This window comes from Streptomyces sp. NPDC003247, from assembly GCF_042888135.1.
Lineage (GTDB): Bacteria > Actinomycetota > Actinomycetes > Streptomycetales > Streptomycetaceae > Streptomyces.
Window position 1 is genome coordinate 887,806 of sequence record NZ_JBIAPF010000003.1, and the last position, 23,539, is coordinate 911,344.

Annotated in this window: 17 protein-coding genes; 3 read left to right on the top strand and 14 right to left on the bottom strand. The window is 71.8% G+C overall.

The genetic code is table 11. The features are described from left to right. Nucleotides 1–331: 331 nt before the first annotated feature. From ACFYWQ_RS13225 to ACFYWQ_RS13255, 7 genes are all read right to left on the bottom strand, one after another. Nucleotides 332–1,219, bottom strand: coding sequence for a FadR/GntR family transcriptional regulator (locus tag ACFYWQ_RS13225; protein WP_389515747.1), 888 nt, complete (start codon nt 1,217–1,219; stop codon nt 332–334). A gap of 162 nt (nt 1,220–1,381) precedes the next feature. After that, complete coding sequence (locus ACFYWQ_RS13230; RefSeq protein WP_389515749.1) at nt 1,382–3,673, bottom strand: ATP-binding cassette domain-containing protein; 2,292 nt, start codon at nt 3,671–3,673, stop codon at nt 1,382–1,384. 75 nt (nt 3,674–3,748) lie between these two features. Beyond that, nucleotides 3,749–4,507: an NUDIX domain-containing protein gene (locus ACFYWQ_RS13235; RefSeq protein ID WP_389515751.1), complete on the bottom strand. Its 759-nt coding sequence runs from the start codon at nt 4,505–4,507 to the stop codon at nt 3,749–3,751. Nucleotides 4,508–4,639: 132 nt separating this feature from the next. Then, entirely contained in the window at nt 4,640–6,559 is a 1,920-nt protein-coding gene (locus ACFYWQ_RS13240; RefSeq protein ID WP_389515961.1) for a glycogen debranching N-terminal domain-containing protein, read from the bottom strand. Between the two features lie 693 nt (nt 6,560–7,252). Next, nucleotides 7,253–8,809 (bottom strand): DUF4192 domain-containing protein, encoded by a 1,557-nt coding sequence (locus ACFYWQ_RS13245; RefSeq protein ID WP_389515753.1) that lies wholly within the window; start codon nt 8,807–8,809, stop codon nt 7,253–7,255. Then, nucleotides 8,806–8,952, bottom strand: a complete 147-nt coding sequence (locus ACFYWQ_RS13250) for a hypothetical protein (RefSeq protein ID WP_389515755.1) — start codon at nt 8,950–8,952, stop codon at nt 8,806–8,808. The genes ACFYWQ_RS13245 and ACFYWQ_RS13250 overlap by 4 nt, the downstream gene beginning before the upstream one ends. A 462-nt stretch (nt 8,953–9,414) precedes the next feature. Next, nucleotides 9,415–11,574, bottom strand: a complete 2,160-nt coding sequence (locus ACFYWQ_RS13255) for a RecQ family ATP-dependent DNA helicase (protein WP_389515757.1) — start codon at nt 11,572–11,574, stop codon at nt 9,415–9,417. Nucleotides 11,575–12,335: 761 nt separating this feature from the next. Between ACFYWQ_RS13255 and ACFYWQ_RS13260 the strand changes: the two genes are divergently transcribed. Then, a complete protein-coding gene (locus ACFYWQ_RS13260; protein WP_389515759.1) occupies nt 12,336–12,956 on the top strand; it encodes a hypothetical protein in 621 nt (206 codons plus the stop codon). Between the two features lie 325 nt (nt 12,957–13,281). Here ACFYWQ_RS13260 and ACFYWQ_RS13265 read toward each other — a convergent pair whose 3' ends face one another. The 3 genes from ACFYWQ_RS13265 to ACFYWQ_RS13275 all read right to left on the bottom strand — a co-directional run bounded on the left by ACFYWQ_RS13265 (nt 13,282) and on the right by ACFYWQ_RS13275 (nt 15,407). Then, nucleotides 13,282–13,920 carry a hypothetical protein gene (locus ACFYWQ_RS13265; RefSeq protein WP_389515760.1) on the bottom strand — a complete coding sequence of 213 codons (639 nt, stop codon included), beginning with the start codon at nt 13,918–13,920 and terminating at the stop codon, nt 13,282–13,284. Between the two features lie 68 nt (nt 13,921–13,988). Next, the gene (locus tag ACFYWQ_RS13270) at nt 13,989–14,690 is read right to left on the bottom strand and encodes a ribonuclease HII (RefSeq protein ID WP_389515762.1); all 702 of its coding nucleotides are present in this window, start codon (nt 14,688–14,690) and stop codon (nt 13,989–13,991) included. 93 nt (nt 14,691–14,783) lie between these two features. Beyond that, a complete protein-coding gene (locus ACFYWQ_RS13275; RefSeq protein ID WP_389515764.1) occupies nt 14,784–15,407 on the bottom strand; it encodes a TetR/AcrR family transcriptional regulator in 624 nt (207 codons plus the stop codon). Nucleotides 15,408–15,598: 191 nt separating this feature from the next. Between ACFYWQ_RS13275 and ACFYWQ_RS13280 the strand changes: the two genes are divergently transcribed. Continuing rightward, entirely contained in the window at nt 15,599–17,152 is a 1,554-nt protein-coding gene (locus ACFYWQ_RS13280; RefSeq protein WP_389515766.1) for an MFS transporter, read from the top strand. Between the two features lie 396 nt (nt 17,153–17,548). Here ACFYWQ_RS13280 and ACFYWQ_RS13285 read toward each other — a convergent pair whose 3' ends face one another. The 3 genes from ACFYWQ_RS13285 to ACFYWQ_RS13295 form a co-directional block, all read right to left on the bottom strand. Next, nucleotides 17,549–18,454 carry an ADP-ribosylglycohydrolase family protein gene (locus ACFYWQ_RS13285; RefSeq protein WP_389515768.1) on the bottom strand — a complete coding sequence of 302 codons (906 nt, stop codon included), beginning with the start codon at nt 18,452–18,454 and terminating at the stop codon, nt 17,549–17,551. A 12-nt stretch (nt 18,455–18,466) separates the two neighbouring features. Further along, nucleotides 18,467–19,126, bottom strand: coding sequence for a histidine phosphatase family protein (locus ACFYWQ_RS13290; RefSeq protein WP_389515770.1), 660 nt, complete (start codon nt 19,124–19,126; stop codon nt 18,467–18,469). A gap of 119 nt (nt 19,127–19,245) precedes the next feature. Next, nucleotides 19,246–19,851, bottom strand: coding sequence for a YdbC family protein (locus ACFYWQ_RS13295; RefSeq protein WP_389515772.1), 606 nt, complete (start codon nt 19,849–19,851; stop codon nt 19,246–19,248). Nucleotides 19,852–20,004: 153 nt separating this feature from the next. Here ACFYWQ_RS13295 and ACFYWQ_RS13300 point away from each other — a divergent pair, with 153 nt between their 5' ends. Further along, nucleotides 20,005–20,538 carry a TerD family protein gene (locus tag ACFYWQ_RS13300; RefSeq protein ID WP_389515773.1) on the top strand — a complete coding sequence of 178 codons (534 nt, stop codon included), beginning with the start codon at nt 20,005–20,007 and terminating at the stop codon, nt 20,536–20,538. A 100-nt stretch (nt 20,539–20,638) separates the two neighbouring features. On the opposite strand, the gene ACFYWQ_RS13305 is transcribed toward ACFYWQ_RS13300, so the two are convergent. Next, complete coding sequence (locus tag ACFYWQ_RS13305) at nt 20,639–23,533, bottom strand: vitamin B12-dependent ribonucleotide reductase (RefSeq protein ID WP_389515775.1); 2,895 nt, start codon at nt 23,531–23,533, stop codon at nt 20,639–20,641. Nucleotides 23,534–23,539: the final 6 nt, after the last annotated feature.

The following is a 23,539-nucleotide window of genomic DNA, read 5'->3' on the forward strand; positions in this document are numbered from 1 at the left end:
CGGGGGCCGGGGAGTTCCACAGCGCCTTGAACGGCGTCCGTATTCCCTCCGCGGCTGTCACCTCTTAGGTCATCGCGTTGTTTCCACGAGCGTTACGCCCAATCTTCGTGGCCCGAGTCACACCCCGTAAGCGCTCAAAAACGGTCAGACGCGGGCGTAAAAGGTCACCAGCGACGTCTACCCATGCCGCGGCGGCCCAATCCGCCCCGTCGCACCGTCGGACCCCGCAGGCCCGTGATCGGGTCCTGCGGGGTCCGACGGAGGGCGGGGCGGCGACTGAGGGTGACACGGTGGGAGGGGGCTCACCGACCCTGCCGCCCGCGGTGCGTGCTCAGTGCTCGCGCGGAGCCGGAACGACGCGTTCCACCTCGGGGTGGACGGTGAGCAGCTGGCGCATGGCGGCCTCCGCCCCGGCGCCGTCGCCCGCGGCGAGGGCGTCGACGATCCTGCCGTGGTGCGTCAGGGACGTCTCGGTCGGCCGGTCACAGCCCGTGACGGGACCTCCCGACACCTGCAGGGCGGCCGACACGATCCCGGAAAGGTGCTCCAGCATGCGGTTGCCCGCGATCTGGATGAGCAGCGAGTGGAACTCGGCGTCGGCGCGGGAGTAGGTGAGCGCGTCGCCCTGCCCCATGGCGTGCCCCATGATCTCGACCATGTCGGCCAGCCGCTGCTGGACCTCCTCGCGCCCGTGTCCGGCGGCGAGGCGGGCGGCGAGCGGCTCGATCGTCCACCGCAGCTCGCTCAGCTCGCGCCGCTGGTCGTCGCGCTGCGGACCGAAGGCCCGCCATTCGATGATGTCCGGATCGAGGAGGTTCCAGTCGCTCACGGGGCGCACGCGTGTGCCCACGTTCGGCCGGGCGCTGACCAGGCCCTTGGCCTCGAGGACGCGGAGCGACTCGCGCACGACGGTGCGGGAGACCTCGAAGCGCTGGCCGATCTCCTCGGGCACGAGCGGGCGGTCGGCGCCCAGATCGCCGGACACGATCATCTGGCCCAACTGCTGGACGAGTTGGCCGTGCAGCCCGCGTCCGCGGCTGCCCGCGGCACGTCGGCCCACACGGCCCAGCTCGGGGTCCGCGCTCTCCCAGACGGGGGCTCCGACGCGGTCCGCGGCGGGAGCCTCGGCGTAGGGGTAGCGGTCGAGATCGCCCGGGCCGGCCAGACCGGAGTCGGCGGAGCGGGCGGCGGTCATCATGGTGTGCGCAAGGGTACTCACGGATCCTTTGTCGGCGTCGCCTCCAACTCCCTTGAGGTCTTTGGTGAAAAGCACACGAAAGGGTGATCGCTCACGACGCCGTAATTGACGCCTTATCGGAAAGAAACGGGCTTTCTGCGGGGAGTTGTGCACATGCGGAGTCCGGATGCGCACGGACGGTCGTCATCGGACCCGGCTGCGCAGGGTCGTGAGCACATACGTGCACAGCAAGGCGGCCAAGGCCAACGCCAGCGCTCCGCCCACGGGTTGACCGACCACCCGACCCGCCGCGGTCAGGTAGCGTTCCCCGCCGAAGGGCCACTGCAACAGGAACACCTCGCGCGCACGGACCGAAACTCCTGCCGCGGTGCGCACGGACGCGCTCTCCACCGCTTTCTGCACGAGGGGTACACCGACCACGGGCACGGCGAGGACCGCGGCGAGCCCGGCCGTGGTGGACCGGAAGACACCCGCCGCCAGGACACCGGCCCAGGCACAGCCGACGACGAGTGCGACCCAGCTCGCGCTGAGCGCCGGCCAGTCCTCGGGAACCTTCGCGAACTCCCGTCCGTGGACGAGATAGAGCACTTCGGCGTCACAGCCCACGGTGAGGAAGGCCATCATCACCGCGGTGACCGCGGTGACGACGAGCTTCGCGGTCAGCAGGCCCAGTCTGCGGGGCACGGTGCCGCGGTCCGCGGCGAGGGCGGGGTGGCGGAACTCGTCGCCGAAGGCGAGCGCGCCGACCAGGCCGGCGCCGAGCGCCGCCGGGGGCAGCGGCAGGTGCGCGGGCCAGGCGGCCAGCAGCCGAGGGTGGGGGGTGTGGCCGATACGGGCCAGCAGGAGGGCGGTGACAGCGGAGACGATCAGTACGGCGGCCGTGGTGAGGAAGCCGGTGCTGATGCCGGAGGCACGGCGCACCTCGTAGCGCAGGGGGCGCAGGGGGCTGGGGGCGGGGCGGACGGAGATGGGAGGCGGGAGGGCTGGCAGGGCCTCGCCGGTGCGCGTGGGTGACGCTTCACCTGCGCTCGCGGCCGACACCTCGGCGCCCAGGGGCGGCTGTACGTTGCGCGAGGCGGGCGGTGGCATCTCACCTGCGGCGACGGGCAGCACCTCGCCGGTGACGGCGGATGGCGCATCGCCGGTGACGGCGGGCGATGCCTCACGGGCGGTGGCGGGCGATGCCTCACGGGTGGCAGAGGGCGGCGCCTCGTCGGTGATGGCCGCCGGTGCCTCATCCGTGGCGGGCCGAGGTGCGGTGGCGGATGCCCGGGCTCCGGTGGCAGTGGTGGTGGGGACGGGGACGGGGGCCGCGTCGGCCGTGCCGGGGGGCGTGGCCTTGGCGGCGGCCGGAGCGGAGGGCTCGGTCCGGCCCCTCTTGCGGGGCGTGCCCGTGCCACGGGAGGCCGCCCGGTTCACCGGCTGGTGCGGCACCGGCGAAGGCCGCCGCTCGCCACCGACCGCGGTGAGGGCCGGGCCAGGGGCCGGGGCTTGCACGGCCGGCGTTTGCGCGGCTGGCGTTTGTGCGGCCGAGGCTCGCGCGGCCTCGCCCGGCGGGCGGTCGTCCTCCCGGACCTCCGGGCACTTCTCTGCGGCGCCGGGCCCCATGTCCCCTGTCTCGTCCGCGAGTTGATGCACGAGGATGCCGTGCCGGAACGCCGTCTCTCCCACGTCGGCGCACGTACTGCCGTACACGGAGAGCCGGTTGCCGCCTTCCTGCACGACCTCGACGGAACGCCTCCCGGTGCGGGCCTCTTTGGCGAGCAGGGCGGCGAGGCGGGCGGCGTGGGGACTGCGGACGGCGACACGGGGGCGCAGCCGGGTGCGGGCGAAGTCGCGGGCTTCCTGGTCGGCCACGAGTCTGCCCTGGTCCAGGGTGACGACCCGGTCGGCGATGCGCGTGGCCTCCTTGGAGTCCGCCGTGGTCGACAGGACCGTGCCCCCCTGGGCGGCGTGCGCGCGCAGCATGCCGTGCAGCCACCGGCTCTCGCGCTCGGAGAGCCCCTCGGCGGGGTTGTCGAGCACGAGCGTGTGGGGGTCGGCGAGAAGGGCGCAGGCCAGACCGAGCCGGCGGTCCATGCCGCGGGAGAGTGTGCCGAGACGCTCCTCGCGGAGGCTGACGATGCCGACCACCTCGAGGACTTCGTCGGCCCGGCGGGCCGGAACGCCCGCGGCCGCGCACAGCATGCGCAGATGGCCGCGGACCGTACGGGCGGGATGTCCCGGCACGTCACCCAGGAGCACGCCGACCTCGCGCGAGGGATGGGCGATGCGGTGCAGGGGGCGTCCCCTGAAGTAGGTGACGCCACGGCCCTGTTGGAGTTCGAGCATGAGCCTCAGCGCCGTGGTCTTGCCCGCGCCCGGCGCACCGAGCAGCACGGTGACGCGACCGGCCCGCGCCTCGAAGGAGACGTCGTCGAGAGCGGGCGGAAGCTCGTTGCGGGGATTGCTGGTCAGTCCGAAGGCCTGGATCACCCGTAGCAAGGTAGCGCAGCATGTCCCATTTTCTGGTATCGCGCGCCTGTATGTGTAGTTAGTGATACGCGCCTGTCACACCTCGGGGCGCAGCATCGGCGGGTTGAGCAGGGTCGCGCCGCCGGCCCGGAAGAGCTGGGCGGGGCGGCCGCCCTGCCGTGTGGTGGTGCCGCCCGTCGGAACCAGGAAGCCGGGGGTGCCCGTCACCTTGCGGTGGAAGTTGCGCGGGTCCAGCGCCACCCCCCATACCGCTTCGTAGACGCGGCGCAGCTCACCGACGGTGAACTCGGTGGGGCAGAACGCGGTCGCCAGCGACGAATACTCGATCTTGGAGCGGGCACGTTCCACACCGTCCGCCAGGATCTGGGCATGGTCGAAGGCCAGCGGTACGGCCGGTTCACCCTCGCGGCCGTAACCGCCCGGTTCCAGCAGTTCCTCGACCGGTGCCCAGCGCGCGTTGCTGGCGTCGCCGCCGGCCCGGGGGGCGGGCAGGTCCGGGGCGAGCGCCAGGTGGGCGACGCTGACGACACGCATCCGGGGATCACGCTCGGGGTCGCCGTAGGTGGCGAGCTGTTCCAGATGGGCGCCGTAGTCCTGGGCGGGGGCGGAAGGGTCGTGGGCGTGCAGTCCGGTCTCCTCCGCCAGTTCGCGCGCCGCGGCCTGGGAGAGGTTCTCGTCGGCCCGTACGAAGCCGCCCGGCAGGGCCCACCGGCCTTGGTACGGCGGCTCGCCCCGGCGCACCGCCAGCGCACACAGGGCATGGCGGCGCACGGTCAGCACGACCAGGTCCACGGTGACGGCGAAGGGCGGAAAGGCTGACGGGTCGTAGGGCATGCGGTGATCATAGTCGTCTCCCTGACGATAAACACTCCCTTCGCCGGTCGCTTCGGTGGCTGATCGACTCCGGTCCGGCACGACTGCCGGCGTCCGGTCCCCGCTGCTGTCGAAGCCGGGCGTCATTCCAGGTCACACCCCCAATTGCAGTCCGTCGGCCGCTTCCTCCACCAGGGCGAGTCCGAGCCTGCTGACCCGTACGGAGAACGGAGCGCCCGCGACCCGCAGGCCCGTCAGCGCGATCTCCCCGAGGGGTGCGCTGCGCATGGGACGCAGGGTGACGGTCCCCGACGGCGCGTCGGGGCGGATGCCCACCACGGTGGCCAGCATCAGGATCCCGGCTGCGGCCGCGGTGGCCGCCGGACGGCACGCGGCCGGGTGGGGCAGCGGCACGCTCCCCTCGGTGCGCTGCTCCCCCGCGTACATCTCGGGGAGGCGGTGTCCGAAGGCCTCGGCCGCGGACAGGACGCCGCGCAGCAGGGAGCCAGCCTCCTTCTCGTAGCCCGCGGCGGTCAGGCCCGCGACGGCGACCGCCGTCTCGTGCACCCGCACGGCGCCGCTGCGGTGCCCGAAGGGGTTGTGGCCCGTCTCCCTCGCGCCCAGTCCGCGCAGCCCCCAGCCCGAGTCCATGACCGGGCTGCCGAGGAGCCGGGCGAGCTGCCCGGTCCGCACCTTGTCCAGCAGCCCGGGGGCGTGCTCGCCGCCCCCCAGCAGCCCCGTGTCCAGCAGGTGGGCGGCGGTCGCGCCCAGGTACGGCACCGGGCGCCCGTCCGGCGTGCGGGCGGCGGCGGGCCGGCCGCCGCCCGGGTCGTCGATCCAGAAGTCACGCCGGAACGCGGCCCGCAGCGCCCCCGCCCAGTCCCGCAGCCCGCTCCCACCCGGTCTGCCGCAGGCGTCGAGGAGGTCGGCGCCGAGCAGTGCCGCGCGGTGGGCGTGGGCCTGCGTCTCGCAGCGGACGGGGCCGCCGGGCTGAGGATCGGGCAGGTGGGTTCCCTCCCCCACGGCGGCCCGTAGCCAGGTGAGGCAGCGTTCGGCCGTCGGCAGCAGCTCCTCGGTCTCCCGGTCGGGCAGTCCCCAACGGCGGGCCTCCGCGAGGAGCACCGGGAACATCAGGGTGGCCTCGGTGCCCGTGCAGCCCGGCGGCAGGTGCGGCCCCGCGTCGCGCCGGGGGCCGGGGATCAGGCCCGCTCTCGGTCCCCGGCCGGTGATCTGGGTGCGGGCGAGGGTGCGGAGCGTGCCCGCGGCAAGCCGGGTACCGAGAGGCAGCGCCATACGGGCCGCGGCGAGCGCTTCGGCCGGGGCGAGCCCGCAGCGCCACGGGGCTCCCGCCGCCAGGTGCGTGTCCACGGGGTGTGCGGGGTCGCGCACCAGCAGGGCCCCCAGGTCCTCGACGCTCCTGCTCAGCAGTACGGGGACACGCGGGTCGTCCGCCGTCGCCCGCGCGGCGGCCAGCGGATTGGTCGCGGCGCGGGCCACGGCTCGCACCGGCCCGGCGCCCTCCAGGCGGACCCTCAGCTCCACGGTGACGCTGCCGCCGGGCGGCACGTCGACCTCCCATCGAAGGAGCCCCGCGGAGGCGAGCGCGTCGGCGGGCGGCGGGTCGGCGGTGACGGACGACGTCCCGCCGTCACCGGTCCAGCGCAGGCCGGAGTCATGGACGCTGGCCGGCAGCTCGGGACCGACGGCACCGGCCGCGATCGCCCCGAGGCCGGCGAGATCCGTACCGAGGGACACCTCGACCGGCAGGCGCAGCGGACGCGTGGCAGCGCTGTGCAGGGTGATCCGCTCCGTCCCGTCCGCAGTGCGGGTCCGTTCGACCACGATGTCCGGGTCCGGGCCCCCGTGCGGGGTGGCCCGCAGCGTGCCGACGAAGCGGGCCCGGTCGGCCGAGGTCATCCGTGCCTGCACCCCGAGCGGTTCGCGTCCGGCCACCCGGACCTCGCAGCGGGCCAGGATGCGCCGCCCCGACCGGTAGTACCCCTCCAGCCCGTGTCCGGTCAGCTGCCCCCGCTCGGTGGAGACGGCGAGTCCCGGCAGGGCGACGCAGATCATCGCCGTGTGCGCGGCGGGCAGGTCGGTGGAGCGGCGCGGCACCGAGGCGGCCGCCCCTGCCACCCCCCGGGGCGCGGCGGGGGCGGGCGGACGTGCTGTGCCGGGCGGCGGGAGGGGCCCGTCCGTGAACGGCGGTTCGGCGCCCGGGGAGCGGAAAGGCTCGTAGCTGTCGGAGGCGGGACGTGGGTCGACGGCGGAGGGCGGAGTCGGCTGATGCATACGGTGGCTTCTTCTGCTCTCTGTGCGCCTCGGGCATGGTCGGCGCCGGTGGAAGGCTCCGGCACGAAGGGTGCGCTGTGGCGGCACGCCCCGCACGGGCGTTCCGCCACTCAGGTGAACGGGGCGGGGCTCGCCCAGGTCACGCCCGAGGCGGAGGCCACCACCGAATGGCGGCCGCGGGCGGGTTGGCAGTCGGCTGCCAGCTGCCGGCTGCCGCAGGTCACCGGCGGCAGGTCACCGGCCGCCGGTCGCCGGCCGCAGGTCGGTTCCTCGGCGGGGCGGTTCGCAGGAGGGACGGCCGCCCGACGGCCAGGCGCCGGACGGCTGCTCAGCGAACGGGCGCCGGATGGCTGCTCGCCGAACGGGTACTGGACGGGTGCTCGCCGAACGGATGCCGGACGGGTGCTCGGCGAACGGGTGCCGATGGCCGAGCAACCGTGTGTCGGCTTCGCCCGGCGCGGTACCGACGGAGCCTCACCCCATCTCTTTGGTCTCACCTCCGTCGGTCTGCACGCCGTCCGTGCAGGCGCCTCGAGGCCGGCCTGGGGTTCGGATCGCGCCCCGGGAACGGGGTCGGGACTCGCCCCGTGCGGGTGCGGCGGGACCGGTGCCACGGGCAGGGGTGCGGGGGCGGAGCGTGTCGGCTCGTGGCTCGGGACGTTGCCCTGCCTCCGACCGCGGGTGGCCGCCGGCGGCCCCCGAGGAGCGCGTACGGCGACGGCGACGGCCCGTCGCCGACCCGGTCGCCGCCGGAGCCGTCCCCGCCGACTCGGCCACCGGTGCGCTCACGTGCGACGGCTCGGGCGCGGTGACATCCTCCGCCACACCGGGAACATCGGGGCCATCGGCCTCACCGTCCGCGTGGCCGCCACACCACCCGTCGGCCTTCTCCCCTCCCGTGTCCTCGATCGAAGGGTCGGCCCGTTCCGTCACGCTCCTGCCGCGCTCCGCGCGTTCCGACCGCAGGCAGCGCCGGACGGACTCCGGGTCGAGGCCCTCGTTGCAGGCCTGGTGCAGCAGGCGTGCGAAGAGGTAGTCGGGGTCCGCTCCCAGGGCCATGGCGAGGGCCTCCCGGGCCTCCAACTCGTCACCGCTGGACCAGGCGACCCACCCCGCGAGCGTGAGCGGCGCCGCCGCGTGTTCCGCGTAGGACCCGACGCAACGGCGTGCGAGCGCGCGCCACAGCCGTAGAGCGGGTGCTGCCTCGTCCCCCTCCATCCACTCGGCCGCGCGGTCGCGCGTCACTCGGTCCTGGAGGCCGAGAATGAGCGTCGCCGCCTCGTCCGGGGCCAGCAGTTCGTCGTCCCGGTGATCCGCCACGAGGGCCCCGGTCACGGGCGGCGCCTCGGTGAGGCGCCGCATGACGCGGGCGGCCAACGCGATCGTCTCCTCCCTCACGGCCGCGCGGCTCTCGTCCTCGAGGATCCGGGGCACCAGCCCCCTGCCGGCGGCGTCGAGCGCGAGTTCCTGTTCCAGCGCCGCACCGTTCTCCAGAGGGAGCAGACGGGCCCTCAGCTCCCTCAGCGTGCCGCGGACCTGGATGCCGGCGTAGGTGGCCGCCGCCGCCATGACGGACGTGCCGGGCAGGCCCATCGGCGCCCCCTCCACCGGGCAGCAGCCCTGGCCCGCGCAGCAGTAGGACCAGAAGCGGCCCTCGGAGATGCACAGAGCCTCGATGACGGGGATGTCGAGCCGGCCGCATTCGATGCGGAGTTGCTGGGCCAGCGGTCGGAGCCGCTCCATGACCTGGCGGCCCGTCCCGCCCTTCGCCGGTTCCTGGCAGAGATAGGCGACCATCTGGGCGGGACGGGCACCCCTGCGTTCGCTGCCCGTCACCAGTCCCTGCGCCAACTGCCTGGCCACGGCGGCCCAGTCGTCCGGGCTCGTGGGAATGCCGAGCCGGGCGCGCCCTCCGAACCGGCCCCGCCCGTCCCGGTCGTGCAGGGCGACCAGGACGATGCTGTCCTCGGGCCGGTATCCGAGGAGGTAGGGAAGGGCGTCGGCGAGTTCCGCCGGGGTGCGCAGGGTCACTTGGTGTGCGGGGCCCGGGTCGTAGGACGGTTGCCGCCCTTCGTACGGGGCTCGCCCTTCGTACGGGGCTCGCCCGTCGCACGGGTCATGGCCGTCGTACGGGACACCGTCGTTCCCGACCCGGCCGTCATGCGTAGGTCCATCCTGGACGTCGTATCCGTCAGCGCCGATGATGTCGCCGTTCTCGGAGGATCCCGTGGTTTCGCTGTGGTTCGTCATGCGCCGACGATCTCGCGGATCGCCATCCTCCGCTTTGCCCTGTGGATAAGTCCGATCAGGGACACGTCACTCAGGTGGCCGTTGGTCATGGCGCCCCCTCACGCCACCGTCCCGGACCGCCGGGGCGGCCCACGTCCGCCGGCTGGGTGGCGTCCGGAACACGGCCGTGAGCGGCACGCGCCGTCGCCCTGGGTGGCCTACGTCCCGTCCGGTCCACGTCAGCGAGCACCACCGGAGTCCGAGCCGCCGGTCCAGGCGGCTCAGGGCCGGGATCACGCTGCGCAGGTCATCGTCGTCGGACGAGGGTGCCGTCGACGTCGAAGAACACGACACCCTTGGGATCGGTCAGGAGCACCACCCAAGGATGTCAGCAGACTCGGACAGGCTCAGCCCGCCGCGGCGAGCACCAGGGGAAGGACCTGTTCGCTGCCCGCCCGGCGCAGCAGACGGGCGGCGACCGCGAGGGTCCAGCCGGAGTCGGTGTAGTCGTCCACGAGCAGGACGGGGCCCGGGGAGCGGGTCAGGGCGGCGGCCAGGTCCTCGGAGACGGCGAAGGCGCCGGACAGTGCCCTGAGGCGTTGGGCGGAGTTGCTGCGGCGTGCAGCGTGGGCGCCGTCCGGGCCGGTGTACGCCAGTGTCCCCAGAAACGGGATCCGGCCGACGGACGCGATGCCCTGGGCGAGCGAGCCGACGAGGTGCGGGCGGGCCAGAGACGGCACGGCGACGACTCCGACCGGCCGGGCCGAGGCGTCCGGAACGTCCGGCGCCCAGCCACCGGGCGACCGCGCCCAGTCGGCGAGGACCGCCACCGCCGCCCGCAGGACGTCGTCGGGGACGGGCCCGTCGGGGGCGTTCTCGGCCAGCAGCGGACGGAGCCGGTTGCCCCAGCCGATGTCCGAGAGCCGTCCCAGCGCGCGCCCGGTGGCACACTGCTCCGTGGCCGGGATGCGCCCCTTGAGGTCGATGCCCAGTGCGGGCATTCCCGTCGGCCACATCCGGCGCGGCTCGATCTCCACCCCCGGGCGGTCCAGCTCCTTCGCCGCCCCGGTCAGCGTCTCCGCCGAGACGGATGCGTCGGCCCAGGCTCCCGCGCAGTTGTCACAGCGGCCGCACGGTGTCGCCCCCTCGTCGTCCAGCTGCCGGCGCAGGAACTCCATCCGGCATCCGTCCGTGCTCACGTAATCGCGCATGGCCTGCTGCTCCGCCGCGCGCTGCCGGGCGACCCAGGCATACCGGTCGGCGTCGTACACCCACCGCTCACCGGTGGAGATCCAGCCGCCCTTCACGCGTTTGACCGCGCCGTCGACGTCCAGCACCTTCAGCATCGTCTCCAGCCGGCTGCGCCGCAGGTCCACCGACGCCTCCAGGGCCGGCACGGACAGCGGCCGTCCCGCCCCCGCGAGGGCCGACAGCGTCTGCCGGACCTGCGCCTCGGGCGGGAAGGCGGTGTCGGCGAAGTAGCGCCAGATGGCCTCGTCCTCCTTGCCCGGCAGCAGCAGCACATCGGCGTGGGCCACACCGCGGCCCGCACGCCCCACCTGCTGGTAATAGGCGATCGGCGAGGAGGGCGAGCCGAGGTGGACCACGAAGCCCAGGTCCGGCTTGTCGAAGCCCATGCCCAGCGCCGACGTGGCGACGAGCGCCTTGACCCGGTTCTCCAGCAGGTCGGCCTCGGCCTGCAACCGGTCGGCGTTCTCCGTGCGCCCCGTGTAGGAGGCCACGCGGAAGCCGCGCTGCCGCAGGAAGGCGGTGGTCTCCTCCGCCGCCGCCACCGTCAGCGCGTAGATGATCCCGGACCCCGGCAGCTCGTCCAGGTGCTCGGCGAGCCAGGCCATCCGGTGCGCGGCATCCGGCAGCTGGACCACACCCAGTCTCAGGCTTTCCCGGTCGAGCGGGCCGCGCAGCACCAGTGCCTCGCCGGCACCGGTCCCCAGCTGCTCGGCCACGTCCGCCGTGACCCGCGCGTTGGCCGTCGCCGTCGTGGCCAGTACCGGTACGCCGGGCGCAAGCTCGGCGAGCATCGCCCGCAGCCGCCGGTAGTCCGGCCGGAAGTCGTGTCCCCAGTCGGAGATGCAGTGCGCCTCGTCGACCACCAGCAGACCGGTCGTGGCCGCGAGCTTGGGCAGCATCTGTTCGCGGAAGTCCACGGAATTGAGACGTTCCGGACTCACCAGGAGGACATCGGTCTCGCCGCGCTCGACCTCCTCGTGGATGGTGTCCCACTCCTCCGGATTGGCCGAGTTGATGGTGCGCGCCCGGATACCGGCCCGCGCCGCCGACTCGACCTGGTTGCGCATCAGCGCCAGCAGTGGCGAGACGATGACCGTGGGGCCGGAGCCGCGCCGGCGCAGCAGGGCGGTGGCGACGAAGTACACCGCCGACTTTCCCCAGCCGGTGCGCTGCACCACCAGCGCTCGCCGGCGCTCACGCACCAGGGCAGCCACCGCCTGCCACTGGTCCTCCCGCAGCCGAGCGGAACCCGCCGGGTCACCGACGAGCTCGGCGAGGATGGTGTCGGCTTCGGTGCGCAGCTCCAGGTCGTCCATGCCTCCATGCAACCCGATGGCACTGACAATCGGCCACCTCACGCCAAGTGACACCCGGCTCACCAACGGTCCACGGGCCTCGCACCGATCGACCTGCGGCCTGCCGCCCCCACCACCCGACCGCTCTGGCATGCTGATGCGACGCGGGCATCCTCCTCTCCCCGGATGCGGATCTTCGCAGCTGCACTGCTGGACCGCACGCTCCACTTCCACGCCGACGGAGAAGACGACAATCCGACAGGTACGGTGTCCGCCGGGGAGGACCGGGCCGCGTCGGACGGCGGCCGGCTGTTGTGGTCCGCCGCCCGGCAGCTCGCTCTCATCACGATCGCCGTCCTGATCGCGGGACCGCTCGGGCGGAACCGGCTCCCAGGCTTCCGCCTCGCCGGACGATCGCCGGACGTCCGTGACCAGGTGCTGCCCGGACCGGCTGCCACGCCCGCACCGCGGCCGCCCGACGACGCGAGGTCTCCACCTGCCGACGGCGCGCCATCGGGAACACCACCACGACGATGGGTGAACCAGACGTGTACGGCGGGCGGACGCGTCATGGCACACCCAGTGGGTAGGGATATAAGACCCGCACCGCCATATAACGGCCGGTGGCCCCAATTGCTCGTTGCCGCATCCCAGTTCGACAGGAAGAATTGAGTTCCGCTCCCCCCGCATGGCTCGCCCGTGGTCCGGTAGGGCTTTGCCGTGGTGTGCGCTCCCCCGAAACCGACCCGCCCGCAGTGTGGGCCGTAGCCGAAGGGAGGCTCGTGACCCTCGGATTTGCTCCGTCCTCGGCGGCATCGTTGTCGACGTCCACGTCCGCCGCTTCCGCCAACCGCTTGCTCGAGCCTGCCGAGTGGGCCGCGGCCGGCATTCCGCTGCTGCGCAGTCCGCGGGAGGTCGTCAGCGGGCTGCACGCACGCCATCGGCCCAGGCCGTCCACCGCCGTGGTGGCCGTACTGGATCCCGACGAGCGGCTGCTGGCCAGCGCCTCCTTCACCCGGCGTCAGGCGTCCGCCGACGGCTGGATGTTCCGCAACGCGCTGCTCGCACAGTTGCGCCGGGTCATCCCGCACGACTTGCGGCGCCGCACACCGGTGCGCACCGCCGTGCTGCTCTACTGCCGCGACGGCGACGCACGCTGGACGGAGGAGGACGGCGCCTGGATGTGGGGGCTGCGCGACGCCTGCACCCTGCACGGCCTGCGCTGTGGGGCGTACATCACGCTGACGCGGGACGGCTGGCAGGTCCTGGGTGAGGGCCGGGGCGGCCGCCGGCCCAACGCGGATTCGGCTCCGGAGCCCTTCGGGCTGTCGGAGGCCCCGCCTCCGCTGCCCCGCACCGGTGGCGTCGCCTCGGAGGTTCTGCGCCGCGCGGCCGCCCGCTGAGGCCCTTCGGCCGGACACAGGAGCCGCAGCGGAACCCGCCCGTCCTTTCGATCCCCTTCCGAGGGACGAGGAGCCCGGGCCGACCGCCGTATGTGCCGCCGCCGCGGAAGCGGACACCGCCCGCGGCGGCGGCACATACGGCGGTCTCCTTGCGAGCACCGCCCGGCACGCCTGTCCGACGCGCCGTCGGCGCACATCTCCCGCGGCATGCCGAGACGTACGCGCCGAGACTCACGTCATCCGCGCACACCGAGGACGACCGTGGAGGTACCGCAGCCGCGACACCTCCACCGGTTTGGTGCCGTCCCAGGTGACCGGGACGGGATCAGACGCCCGCGCCCAGCACCGCGTTGATCTGCTGCGGGTCGCCGCAGACGATCAGCAGGGCACCGGCCCGCTTGTGGGCCAACGGCAGGACGGTGGCCGCCGTGACTTCGGAACCGCCGTTGACGGCGACCACGACCACGGGACGCACTCCTGCCCGGTCCACGACGGCGGCGTCCGCGTAGAAGACGTCGTCCCCCGCCTCGTGCTGCGCCCAGTAGGACGCCTCACCGAAGGACAGCTCGTGGGCGGCCCAGGGGTGCTGCTCACCGGTGGTGATCACCAGCACCTCCCCCGGGGCGCGACCCGCGTCCAGGAGCAGGTCCAGGGCCTCCTCAGCCGCATCCAGCGCGCCCTCGGCCGAAGCCGGGATCAACTGGATCTGGGGAGCCGCGGAGGCAGCCGCGGAGGGGACAGGGACGGCCGGGGCCGGGGGCCCGGGCTTGGCGGCGACGTCGCGCGGTACGCGTTGCACCGGCGGCGCGGGCCGCTGAGGTCCGGGACGCCCGGGACGCGACGGAGCCGCGGGACGGGGACCGGGTACGGGACGAGGGGTCGGCGCGGTGCGGCCGCTGGCCGGAGTGGCGCGGGGACCCTGGGCACTCTCGTGAATCTGAGGCTCCTCGGGAATGAGAGGCATGAGCTGTTATTTATCAAACGTTGGTGCGGCTCGCGCCAGCGGGTGGCACATACGTGCGAGCGGAATCGTCAGAAGTCGAAGCCGAGCTGACCCTCGATCTCCGGAACGCGTCCGTCCGCCCAGCTTCGGGCCTTCTTGAGATGCCGCCACTGGGGCAGCGCATCAAGATACGCCCACGACAAGCGGTGGTACGGGGTGGGGCCCCGCTCCTCCAGTGCGGCCTTGTGCACGGGCGACGGATACCCGGCGTTGTCCGCAAATCCGAAGTCTGCATGGTCGATACCCAGTTCGGCCATCATTTTGTCGCGCTGGACCTTGGCGATCACCGAAGCCGCCGCGACCGCCACACACGACCGGTCGCCCTTGATCACCGTGCGGACCTTCCAGGGAGCACCGAGGTAGTCGTGCTTCCCGTCGAGGATCACCGCATCGGGACGGATCGGAAGAGCGTCCAGAGCGCGTACGGCGGCGAGCCGCAGCGCGGCCGTCATCCCCAGGTCGTCGATCTCCTCGTGCGAGGCGTGACCCAGAGCGTACGAGGTCACCCATTTCTCCAGTTCCGCGGCGAGCGCGGTGCGGCGCTTGACGGAGAGGAGCTTGGAGTCGGTGAGCCCCACGGGAGGACGGCGGAGTCCGGTGACCGCCGCGCAGACGCTGACGGGACCGGCCCACGCACCCCGGCCCACCTCGTCGACACCGGCAATGACCTTCGCTCCGGTCGTGGCGCGAAGGGAGCGCTCGACGGTGTGAGTAGGCGGTTCGTACGGCATGGCGCCCTTAGGGTACGCCGCCTGGATCCTCTCGCGACACCCAGGTTTCCCTGTGCGGCTCCCCTGCCCGCGGCGAGCGCGTCCGGGCTCCCCTCACCCTGCGCCGGGTCGCAGCAACGGCAGCATGAGCTGGTCGACCAACTCCTCCAGATCCCGATCATTCCATTCGCTCGTGCACATCTTCGATCGGTACATCATCATGGCCGGAATGACGTCCAGGACGTAACCGTTCGCCGCCCCGGATCGCACCTCCCCCCGCTCCACTCCACGGCCGATGATCTCACGCAGGACCTTGACCGTCGGCTCCACCACCCCTTTCACGATCAGCGCATGGAAGCGCTCCACCTGCGATGGATCGCATTCGTGAATGATCGACCTCACCGCCAGCCCCGGTCTGGACATCATCGCGTCACGCGCCGTCCTACACAGCACGATCAGGTCCTCACGCACACCGCCCCGGTCGGGGACGGTGTCCAGCCGGGGCAGCCCGGCACGCAGGGCGTCCGCGACCAGATCCTCCTTGGAGGGCCACCGGCGGTACACGGCAGCCTTGCCGGTCTGCGCCTCGGACGCGACCCCCTCCATCGTGAGGCCGTTCCAGCCGACGGTACTCAGCTGCTCCAGAGCGGCATCGAGGATCGCGCGTTCGAGTACGGCGCCACGCCGGCGCGAGGAGGCCGCCCGAGCGGGGGCGGCAGTCCAGCGCGAAGTAACCATCTGAGTGTCTCCAGCGAGCAGAGGAAGGAAGGGGAGGGGGATCGCGGGGAGAGAGGCGCCAGGCGGCAGTGACGAGGGCAGGTCGGGGGACGGCCCCTCAAGTGAACGCTTGCGTTCACTACTGGGGACTCACTACCGTTGGCGCAACAGTGAACGCCAGCGTTCACTAACGCCTTTGTGGGGGACCCATAGTGACGACCTCTCAGTTAGTCGGAAATCAGAAACCAGGTGCGGGTGCAGCCCGTCGGCAAGGACACCCGGGCATCGCGCTCACCGTCATCGCCGCGTGCCAACTCATGGTGGTACTCGACGCGACGATTGTGAACATCGCGCTCCCGCACATTCAAGACGCGCTCAGGTTCAGCACCACCGATCTCACTTGGGTGGTCAGCGCCTACACGCTCACCTTCGGCGGTCTGCTGCTGCTCGGCGCCCGAGCCGGTGACATCCTCGGCCGTCGCCGGGTCTTCCTGGCCGGCATCCTGCTCTTCACGTTCGCCTCGCTCCTGGGCGGAGTGGCACAGGAGCCCTGGCAGTTGCTGGCCGCCCGCGCCCTGCAAGGCATCGGAGGTGCCATCGCCTCGCCCACCTCGCTGGCGCTCATCACCACCACCTTCCCAGAGGGTCCGGAACGGAACCGGGCCTTCGGCGTGTTCGCCGCGGTGTCCGCGGGCGGCGGCGCCATCGGGCTGCTCGCCGGCGGCATGCTCACCGAGTGGCTCGACTGGCGCTGGGTGCTGTTCGTCAACGTGCCGATCGGCGTCCTCATCGCCGTGCTCACCCCGCTGTACATCAGCGAGTCCGAACGTCACCCCGGCCGCTTCGACATCGCGGGCGCGCTGACCTCGACGGTCGGTATGGCCTCCCTGGTGTATGCCTTCATCCGCGCGGCGGAGGAAGGGTGGGACGACGGCCTGACCCTTGGGGCCTTCGGTCTCGCCCTGGTCCTGCTGGTCGCGTTCGTCTTCACGGAGATGCGGGCGACGGATCCGATCACGCCGTTGAAGATGTTCGCCGACCGCAACCGCTCCGGCACGTACGTGATCATGCTGAGTCTCGCCGCGGCCATGTTCGGCATGTTCTTCTACATCGTTCTCTTCGTACAGAACGTGCTGGGCTACAGCCCGATCAAGGCAGGGCTCGCCTTCCTTCCGGTCACCCTCGCGATAGCGGTCGGGGCGGGCCTGTCGCAGCGGCTCCTGCCCGTCCTGGGGCCCAAGCCGTTCATGCTCGGCGGCTCCGCCCTCGTGGTGATCGGCCTCACCTGGCAGACGTTCATCAGCCCCGACAGCTCGTACACGGGTGGGGTGCTCGGACCGATGGTCACCTTCGGGTTCGGCATGGGTCTGAACTTCGTGACGGCGACGGTCACAGCGGTGTCGGGTGTCGCCCAGCACGAGGCGGGTGCCGCGTCCGGCCTGCTCAATGCGACGCAGCAGGTGGGCGGGTCGCTGGGACTGGCCATCCTGACGACCGTCTTCGGCTCGGCGAGCAAGGACGAGGCGGAGAGGCAGCTGCCGGACTTCCTCGCGCACGGGTCGGCGGAACAGAAGGCCGCTTTCGCCACCCAGCACCAGCTTCCCGCGCCCTGGGGGCACGAGGTCCTCGCGCAGGGCATCTCTACGGCCTTCGTACCGGCCGCCGCGATGGCCGCGCTCGCCCTGGTGACGGCATGGCTGGTGATCCGGGTCCGCAAGAGCGACCTGGAGGCCCTGTCCGGCACGGCGGGACCCATGGCCGGCTGACGACACACAGGGCTCACGGGCCGGCTTCGGGCCGTCGCCGACGCACGTCAGGACGAACGTCGTGCGCACGCGCTCGGAGCCGGGCGGTCCCCCCGCCCCGGCGGTCGGCGGAACCGCGCCTCGCCGCACCGTCGGAGTCGGCGCCCGCCGGGCTCTCACCGACCACGCCGACCCCACAGACCAGAGACCGGTCACGAACAGCACGACCAGCACCACCGCCGGCACGAACCGCATGCCCCACCCCCGACCCTTCAGCCGTCCCCACTTCTCCCGGACGCCCTCCTGTGCGCAGATCTCGCACAGCGGACACCCGAAGAACGAGCGCGCGGTCACGCTGAGTTCCCACCGGGCACAGACAGTTTCTACCGGAGGACCCGGCCGCGCCTCAGGGCACCGTCACACAGCCGTCGGCACCCATGCCGGGAACGCCTCGACCCGCTCCGCCCAGGACTTCGGAGGTGCCCCCGCCTTCCCCGATGCCAGCACGCCGCCCACGATGGCGCAGGTCGTGTCCACGTCTCCGCCCACCTGGGCCGTGGTCCAGAACGCCTTCTCGAAGTCGCCCAGCGACCGGGCGGCGGACCAGAGAGCGAAGGGCACGGTGTCGTGGGCCGTCGTGCGCCGCCCGCACCCCAGGACCGCCGCGACGGTGGCGGCGTCGCCGTAGTCGAGCATGTCCCGGGCCCGGCGAAGGCCGGCCCCTACGGCGCTCTTCGGGACGAGGGCGATGACGCCGTCCAGGAGTGCCTCGGGGCTGGGCGGCCCGTCGGGCGAGCCGGCCAGCGCGGCGGCCACGGCGACGGCCATGGCCCCGACCACGGCCTCCCGGTGCTGGTGCGTGGGATAGGCGGAGATCTCCGCCTGGTGGGTCGCCTGCTCGGGGTCGTCGGCGTACCAGGCGCCCAGGGGGGCGATGCGCATGGCCGCGCCGTTGCCCCAGGACCCCTGACCGTTGAACAGTGCGGCCGACAGTTCACGCCAGTCGCCGCCCTCCCGGACCAGCCGCAGCAGCCGGTTGACCGCCGGGCCGTAGCCGCGGTCGAAGTCGTGGTGCTCCGCGAAGGAGTGGGCCAGTGCGTCCTGGTCGATGCGGTGGTGGGCGGCCAGGACGGCGACGACGGAGCAGGCCATCTCCGTGTCGTCCGTCCACTGCCAGGGGCCGGGCGGCAGCTCGCGGCGCTTCAGCAGCGGGTAGTTCGCCGGCACGAAGAACTGCGAGCCCAGCGCGTCCCCCACCGCGAGTCCGCGCAGGCCGGCCAGGGCACGCTCCAGGCGCCCTTCGGGAGAGGAGTCAGCGGTCATCTTCCTGCCACTCTATCCGCTGATCCCGTACGGCTCCGGGTCTCGCCACCGGGCGAACGGCCGGTCAAGGAGGTACTTGCCGTCGTCTCCGAGAAGGAGCACGCGCATCTCGGCGTTCCCCGGGTTCGACAGCGACTCGAACTCGGCGACCGTCCAGTGGAACCAGCGCATGCAGAACAGGCGCATGGCGAGGCCGTGGGTCACGATGAGGACGTTCGGCGGGTGGTCCGGGGCCTCGAAGCTGCGGAAGAGGCTCTCCAGGAAGCCGCCGACCCGGTCGTAGACGTCGGCCCCGCTCTCCCCCTGGGCGAAGCGGTAGAAGAAGTGCCCGTAGGCGTCACGGTAGGTCTTCTGCAGGCGGACGTCGTCGCGGTCCTGCCAGTTGCCCCAGTCCTGCTCGCGCAGCCGGGGCTCCTCGCGCACCCGTATCAGGTCGGGGTCGAGGTGGAACGCGCGGAGGGTTTCGTGTGTCCGCCGGTAGGGCGAGACGTACACGCTGACGTGCTCGGAGCCGAACAGCTCCCGGAGGGTCTTCCCCGTCTCCTCCGCCTGCCGCCAGCCCCGCTCGGTCAGAGCCAGTGCGTGGTCCGGTTCACGCTCGTACACGGTGTCATCAACATTGCCCGTTGACTCCCCGTGTCGGACAAGGACGATGCGCCGTGGTCGTGCCATGCCGAAACACTAGATCGGGTGGCGGCCGATCGGGCAATCGAACGGTCCCTGTACGGCGTACGTCACATGGATCCCACGTCGGAACGCCCGCGAGGCCGCACCCACCGCGAGTCCGGTTCTCAAACCGTCCAGGTCGGTTCGAGGGGCACGATGTCACCGGTGAGGGAGGAGATGTCCGCCTCGATCTGGGCACGCAGTGCGAGCCGCTCGACACGCTCGGCGCGGTACTTGCCGTGCTCGGCCTCCGAGCGCCACATCGACAGCACCAGGAACTCGTGGCCCGGCGCCTCCGCGAACAGGCCGCGGATCATCCCCGGGGATCCGGCCATGGCGGGGTTCCACACCTTCTCCTGCATGAGCGTGAAGTGCTCGGCGCGCTCCTCGCGCACCCGGCACAGGGCGACCCGCAGCAGGTCGGAATCGGTGAAGCGGGGTTCGAAGCCCGTCTTCACGTCGAAGCGGTGGTCGAACAGCCGGACCTGGGCATCCGTGAAGGTGCCCGCCTGGGCGGCCGCGAGCCGGTCGTGGGAGCGCGCCATGAAGGAGTCGTAGAAGGCACGGCTCTCCCAGAAGGAGAAGACATGCGCGACGGAGGTCCGTGTCCTGCTCCAGCCCCCGCCCTGTCCCCGAAATCCCGGCTCCCCCAGAAGCCCCGCCCACTTCCGCTGCCCCCGCTCGAAACCGCGGCGGTCGACCACGGTGCAGCGAATCCACTTGACCAGCACCGCGCCATCGTACGGCCACCGGGCGTGGTGCCGGTCTCCTCGGGCACCGAGCGGTCCTGCGCGGGCGTACACGCGCGTGGCAGGATGGACAACCGGCCCTGACGATCCGGCAGTTCGGGGCGAAGACAGACGGGGAACGGGGAGGGCAGTCCGGTGAACGGCCTCAACAAGGGGATCGGCAAGGTCGAGATAGCGCTGAAGTGGGACCCCAGTCCGGCGGGACAGCCGCCCACCGATCTGGACCTGGTGGCCGCGGCCTACCTGGCGGACGATCCGCAGGGCGCCCCCGCCTACGTGGTGCACTTCGACAGCCGCTCCCCCGACGGCACCGTCCATCTCAACCGGGACAGCAAGGACGGCAAGGGCTTCGGCTGGGACGAGGTCATGGTGGTGGAGCTGAACCGGCTGGATGTCCGGTACGCGCGCGTGGTGGTCGGTGTGGTCATCCAGCAGCAGCCCGCCCATCGGACCTTCGTCAGCGTGCTCAACCCCGCCGTCCGCATCCGCGAGGGCTACACCGACCTGGCCGTGGACGACTTCGGCGGCGTCCTCGGCGCGACGGCGGCGACGGTCGCGGAGTTCAGGCGTGTCTCGGCCGACGGATGGGCGTTCGACGCCGGTGTCCGGGGTTTCGAGGACAACCCGGCGACGTTCACGCAGATCATGGGCCGACTGCACCAGAACTGATCCGCGCGCGCGAGCCGCGCACGCATGCATCAGGGCGGTGGCGCCGGGTAACCGGCTCCACCGCCCTGATCAGTAGGTCACGCCACGACGGCGCCCGGTATCAGCTGCAGCCGCTGGTCGAGCCGCAGCCCTCGCAGATGTAGCAGGAACCGGCCCGCTGCATCTTCGTGCCGCAGGAGAAGCACAGCGGGGCGTCGGCCTGGATGCCCAGCTGCATCTCCACCAGCTCGGCGCTGGTGTGGGCCTGCTTCGGGGCGGGCGCGGCCGCCTCGACCTCCGCCTTCGGCGTGGCCACGGCCTTCAGGTCCGTCTGGCGCGGAGCCGACTGGGCCAGACCCTCGACGTCGACGTCCTCATCGGCCGGCTCGTAGGAGCCGGTCTCCAGGTGCCGCTGGCGCTCCTCGGCGGAGTGGATGCCGAGCGCGGACCGCGTCTCGAAGGGCAGGAAGTCGAGCGCCAGGCGGCGGAAGATGTAGTCGACGATCGACTGGGCCATCCGCACGTCCGGGTCGTCCGTCATACCGGCCGGCTCGAAGCGCATGTTGGTGAACTTCGAGACGTACGTCTCCAGCGGAACGCCGTACTGAAGGCCGACGGAGACCGCGATGGAGAAGGCGTCCATCATGCCCGCGAGCGTGGAACCCTGCTTCGACATCTTCAGGAAGACCTCGCCGAGACCGTCGTCCGGGTAGGAGTTGGCGGTCATGTAGCCCTCGGCGCCGCCGACCGTGAAGGAGGTGGTGATGCCGGGACGGCCCTTGGGGAGGCGCTTGCGGACCGGGCGGTACTCGACGACCTTCTCGACCGCGGTACGGATCGTGTCCTCGGCCTTCTCCGTGATCTCGGCCTTCTCCTTCTCCTTGGTCTTCGCGGAGAGCGGCTGGCCGACCTTGCAGTTGTCGCGGTAGATCGCGAGCGCCTTGACGCCCAGCTTCCAGGCCTCGTAGTAGATCTCCTCGACCTCCTCGACGGTCGCCGTCTCCGGCATGTTGACCGTCTTGGAGATGGCGCCGGAGATCCACGGCTGGATCGCGGCCATCATGCGGACGTGGCCCATCGGGGAGATGGCGCGCTCGCCCATGGCGCAGTCGAAGACCTCGTAGTGCTCCTGCTTGAGGCCGGGGGCGTCGATCACGTTGCCGTTCTCGGCGATGTGGGCGACGATCGCCTCGATCTGCTCCTCCTGGTAGCCCAGGCGGCGCAGGGCCTGCGGGACGGTGCCGTTGACGATCTGCATCGAACCGCCGCCGACCAGCTTCTTGAACTTGACCAGGGCGAGGTCGGGCTCGACGCCGGTGGTGTCGCAGGACATCGCGAGACCGATGGTGCCGGTCGGGGCGAGCACGGACGCCTGGGCGTTACGGAAACCGTTCTTCTCACCGAGGCGCAGCACGTCCTGCCAGGCCTCCGTGGCGGCGGCCCAGACCGGGTTGTCCAGGTCGTCCATGCGGACGGCCGTGCCGTTGGCGTCGGCGTGCTGCTTCATGACGCGCTTGTGGGCGTCGGCGTTGCGGGCGTAGCCGTCGTACGGGCCGACGACCGAGGCCAGCTCGGCGGAGCGGCGGTAGGCCGTGCCGGTCATCAGGGAGGTGATGGCACCGGCCAGGGCGCGGCCGCCGTCGGAGTCGTACGCGTGGCCGGTCGCCATGAGCAGGGCGCCGAGGTTGGCGTAGCCGATGCCGAGCTGGCGGAACGCGCGCGTGTTCTCGCCGATCTTCTGGGTCGGGAAGTCCGCGAAGCAGATGGAGATGTCCATCGCGGTGATGACCAGCTCGACGACCTTCTGGAAACGCTCGGCCTCGAAGGACTGGTTGCCCTGGCCGTCGTCCTTCAGGAACTTCATCAGGTTCAGCGAGGCGAGGTTGCAGGACGTGTTGTCCAGGTGCATGTACTCGCTGCACGGGTTCGACGCGGTGATCCGGCCGGATTCGGGGCAGGTGTGCCAGTTGTTGATGACACCGTCGTACTGGATGCCGGGGTCGGCACAGGCCCAGGCGGCCTCGGCGATCTTGCGGAAGAGCGACTTGGCGTCGACCTTCTCGATCACCTCGCCGGTCATCCGCGCCCGCAGGCCGAACTGACCGCCCTGCTCGACGGCCTGCATGAACTCGTCGTTCACGCGGACCGAGTTGTTCGCGTTCTGGTACTGGACGGACGTGATGTCGTCGCCGCCCAGGTCCATGTCGAAGCCCGCGTCGCGCAGGACGCGGATCTTCTCCTCCTCCTTGACCTTGGTCTCGATGAAGTCCTCGATGTCGGGGTGGTCCACGTCGAGGACGACCATCTTGGCGGCGCGGCGGGTGGCGCCGCCGGACTTGATGGTGCCGGCGGAGGCGTCGGCGCCGCGCATGAAGGAGACCGGGCCGGAGGCGTTGCCACCGGAGGAGAGCAGTTCCTTGGAGGAACGGATGCGGGAGAGGTTCAGGCCGGCGCCGGAGCCGCCCTTGAAGATCATGCCCTCTTCCTTGTACCAGTCGAGGATCGACTCCATGGAGTCGTCGACGGACAGGATGAAGCAGGCGGAGACCTGCTGGGGCTGCGGGGTGCCGACGTTGAACCAGACGGGGCTGTTGAAGCTGAAGATCTGGTGCAGGAGGGCGTAGGCGAGCTCGTGCTCGAAGATCTCGGCGTCGGCGGGCGAGGCGAAGTAGTGGTGCTCCTCTCCAGCCTTCCGATAGGTCTTCACGATGCGGTCGATCAGCTGCTTGAGGCTGACCTCGCGCTGCGGGGTGCCCACGGCGCCCCGGAAGTACTTGCTGGTGACGATGTTGACCGCGTTCACCGACCAGAAGTCGGGGAACTCGACGCCGCGCTGCTCGAAATTGACCGAGCCGTCGCGCCAGTTGGTCATGACGACGTCACGGCGCTCCCAGGCCACCTCGTCGTACGGGTGCACGCCGGGAGTGGTGTGGATGCGCTCGATACGCAGCCCCTTGGTGGCCTTGGTGCCCTTCGCTCGGGAACCTCGTGCCGGACCGCTCGCCGTCTCTGTCATGCCGCC

Coding starts and splice junctions, on each gene's coding strand:
- ACFYWQ_RS13235 (WP_389515751.1), bottom strand. CDS start 4,507: ATGCCCTACGACCCGTCAGCCTTTCCGCCCTTCGCCGTCACCGTGGAC.
- ACFYWQ_RS13240 (WP_389515961.1), bottom strand. CDS start 6,559: ATGATCTGCGTCGCCCTGCCGGGACTCGCCGTCTCCACCGAGCGGGGG.
- ACFYWQ_RS13250 (WP_389515755.1), bottom strand. CDS start 8,952: ATGGACCTACGCATGACGGCCGGGTCGGGAACGACGGTGTCCCGTACG.
- ACFYWQ_RS13255 (WP_389515757.1), bottom strand. CDS start 11,574: ATGGACGACCTGGAGCTGCGCACCGAAGCCGACACCATCCTCGCCGAG.
- ACFYWQ_RS13265 (WP_389515760.1), bottom strand. CDS start 13,920: ATGCCTCTCATTCCCGAGGAGCCTCAGATTCACGAGAGTGCCCAGGGT.
- ACFYWQ_RS13270 (WP_389515762.1), bottom strand. CDS start 14,690: ATGCCGTACGAACCGCCTACTCACACCGTCGAGCGCTCCCTTCGCGCC.
- ACFYWQ_RS13275 (WP_389515764.1), bottom strand. CDS start 15,407: ATGGTTACTTCGCGCTGGACTGCCGCCCCCGCTCGGGCGGCCTCCTCG.
- ACFYWQ_RS13285 (WP_389515768.1), bottom strand. CDS start 18,454: ATGACCGCTGACTCCTCTCCCGAAGGGCGCCTGGAGCGTGCCCTGGCC.
- ACFYWQ_RS13290 (WP_389515770.1), bottom strand. CDS start 19,126: ATGGCACGACCACGGCGCATCGTCCTTGTCCGACACGGGGAGTCAACG.
- ACFYWQ_RS13305 (WP_389515775.1), bottom strand. CDS start 23,533: ATGACAGAGACGGCGAGCGGTCCGGCACGAGGTTCCCGAGCGAAGGGC.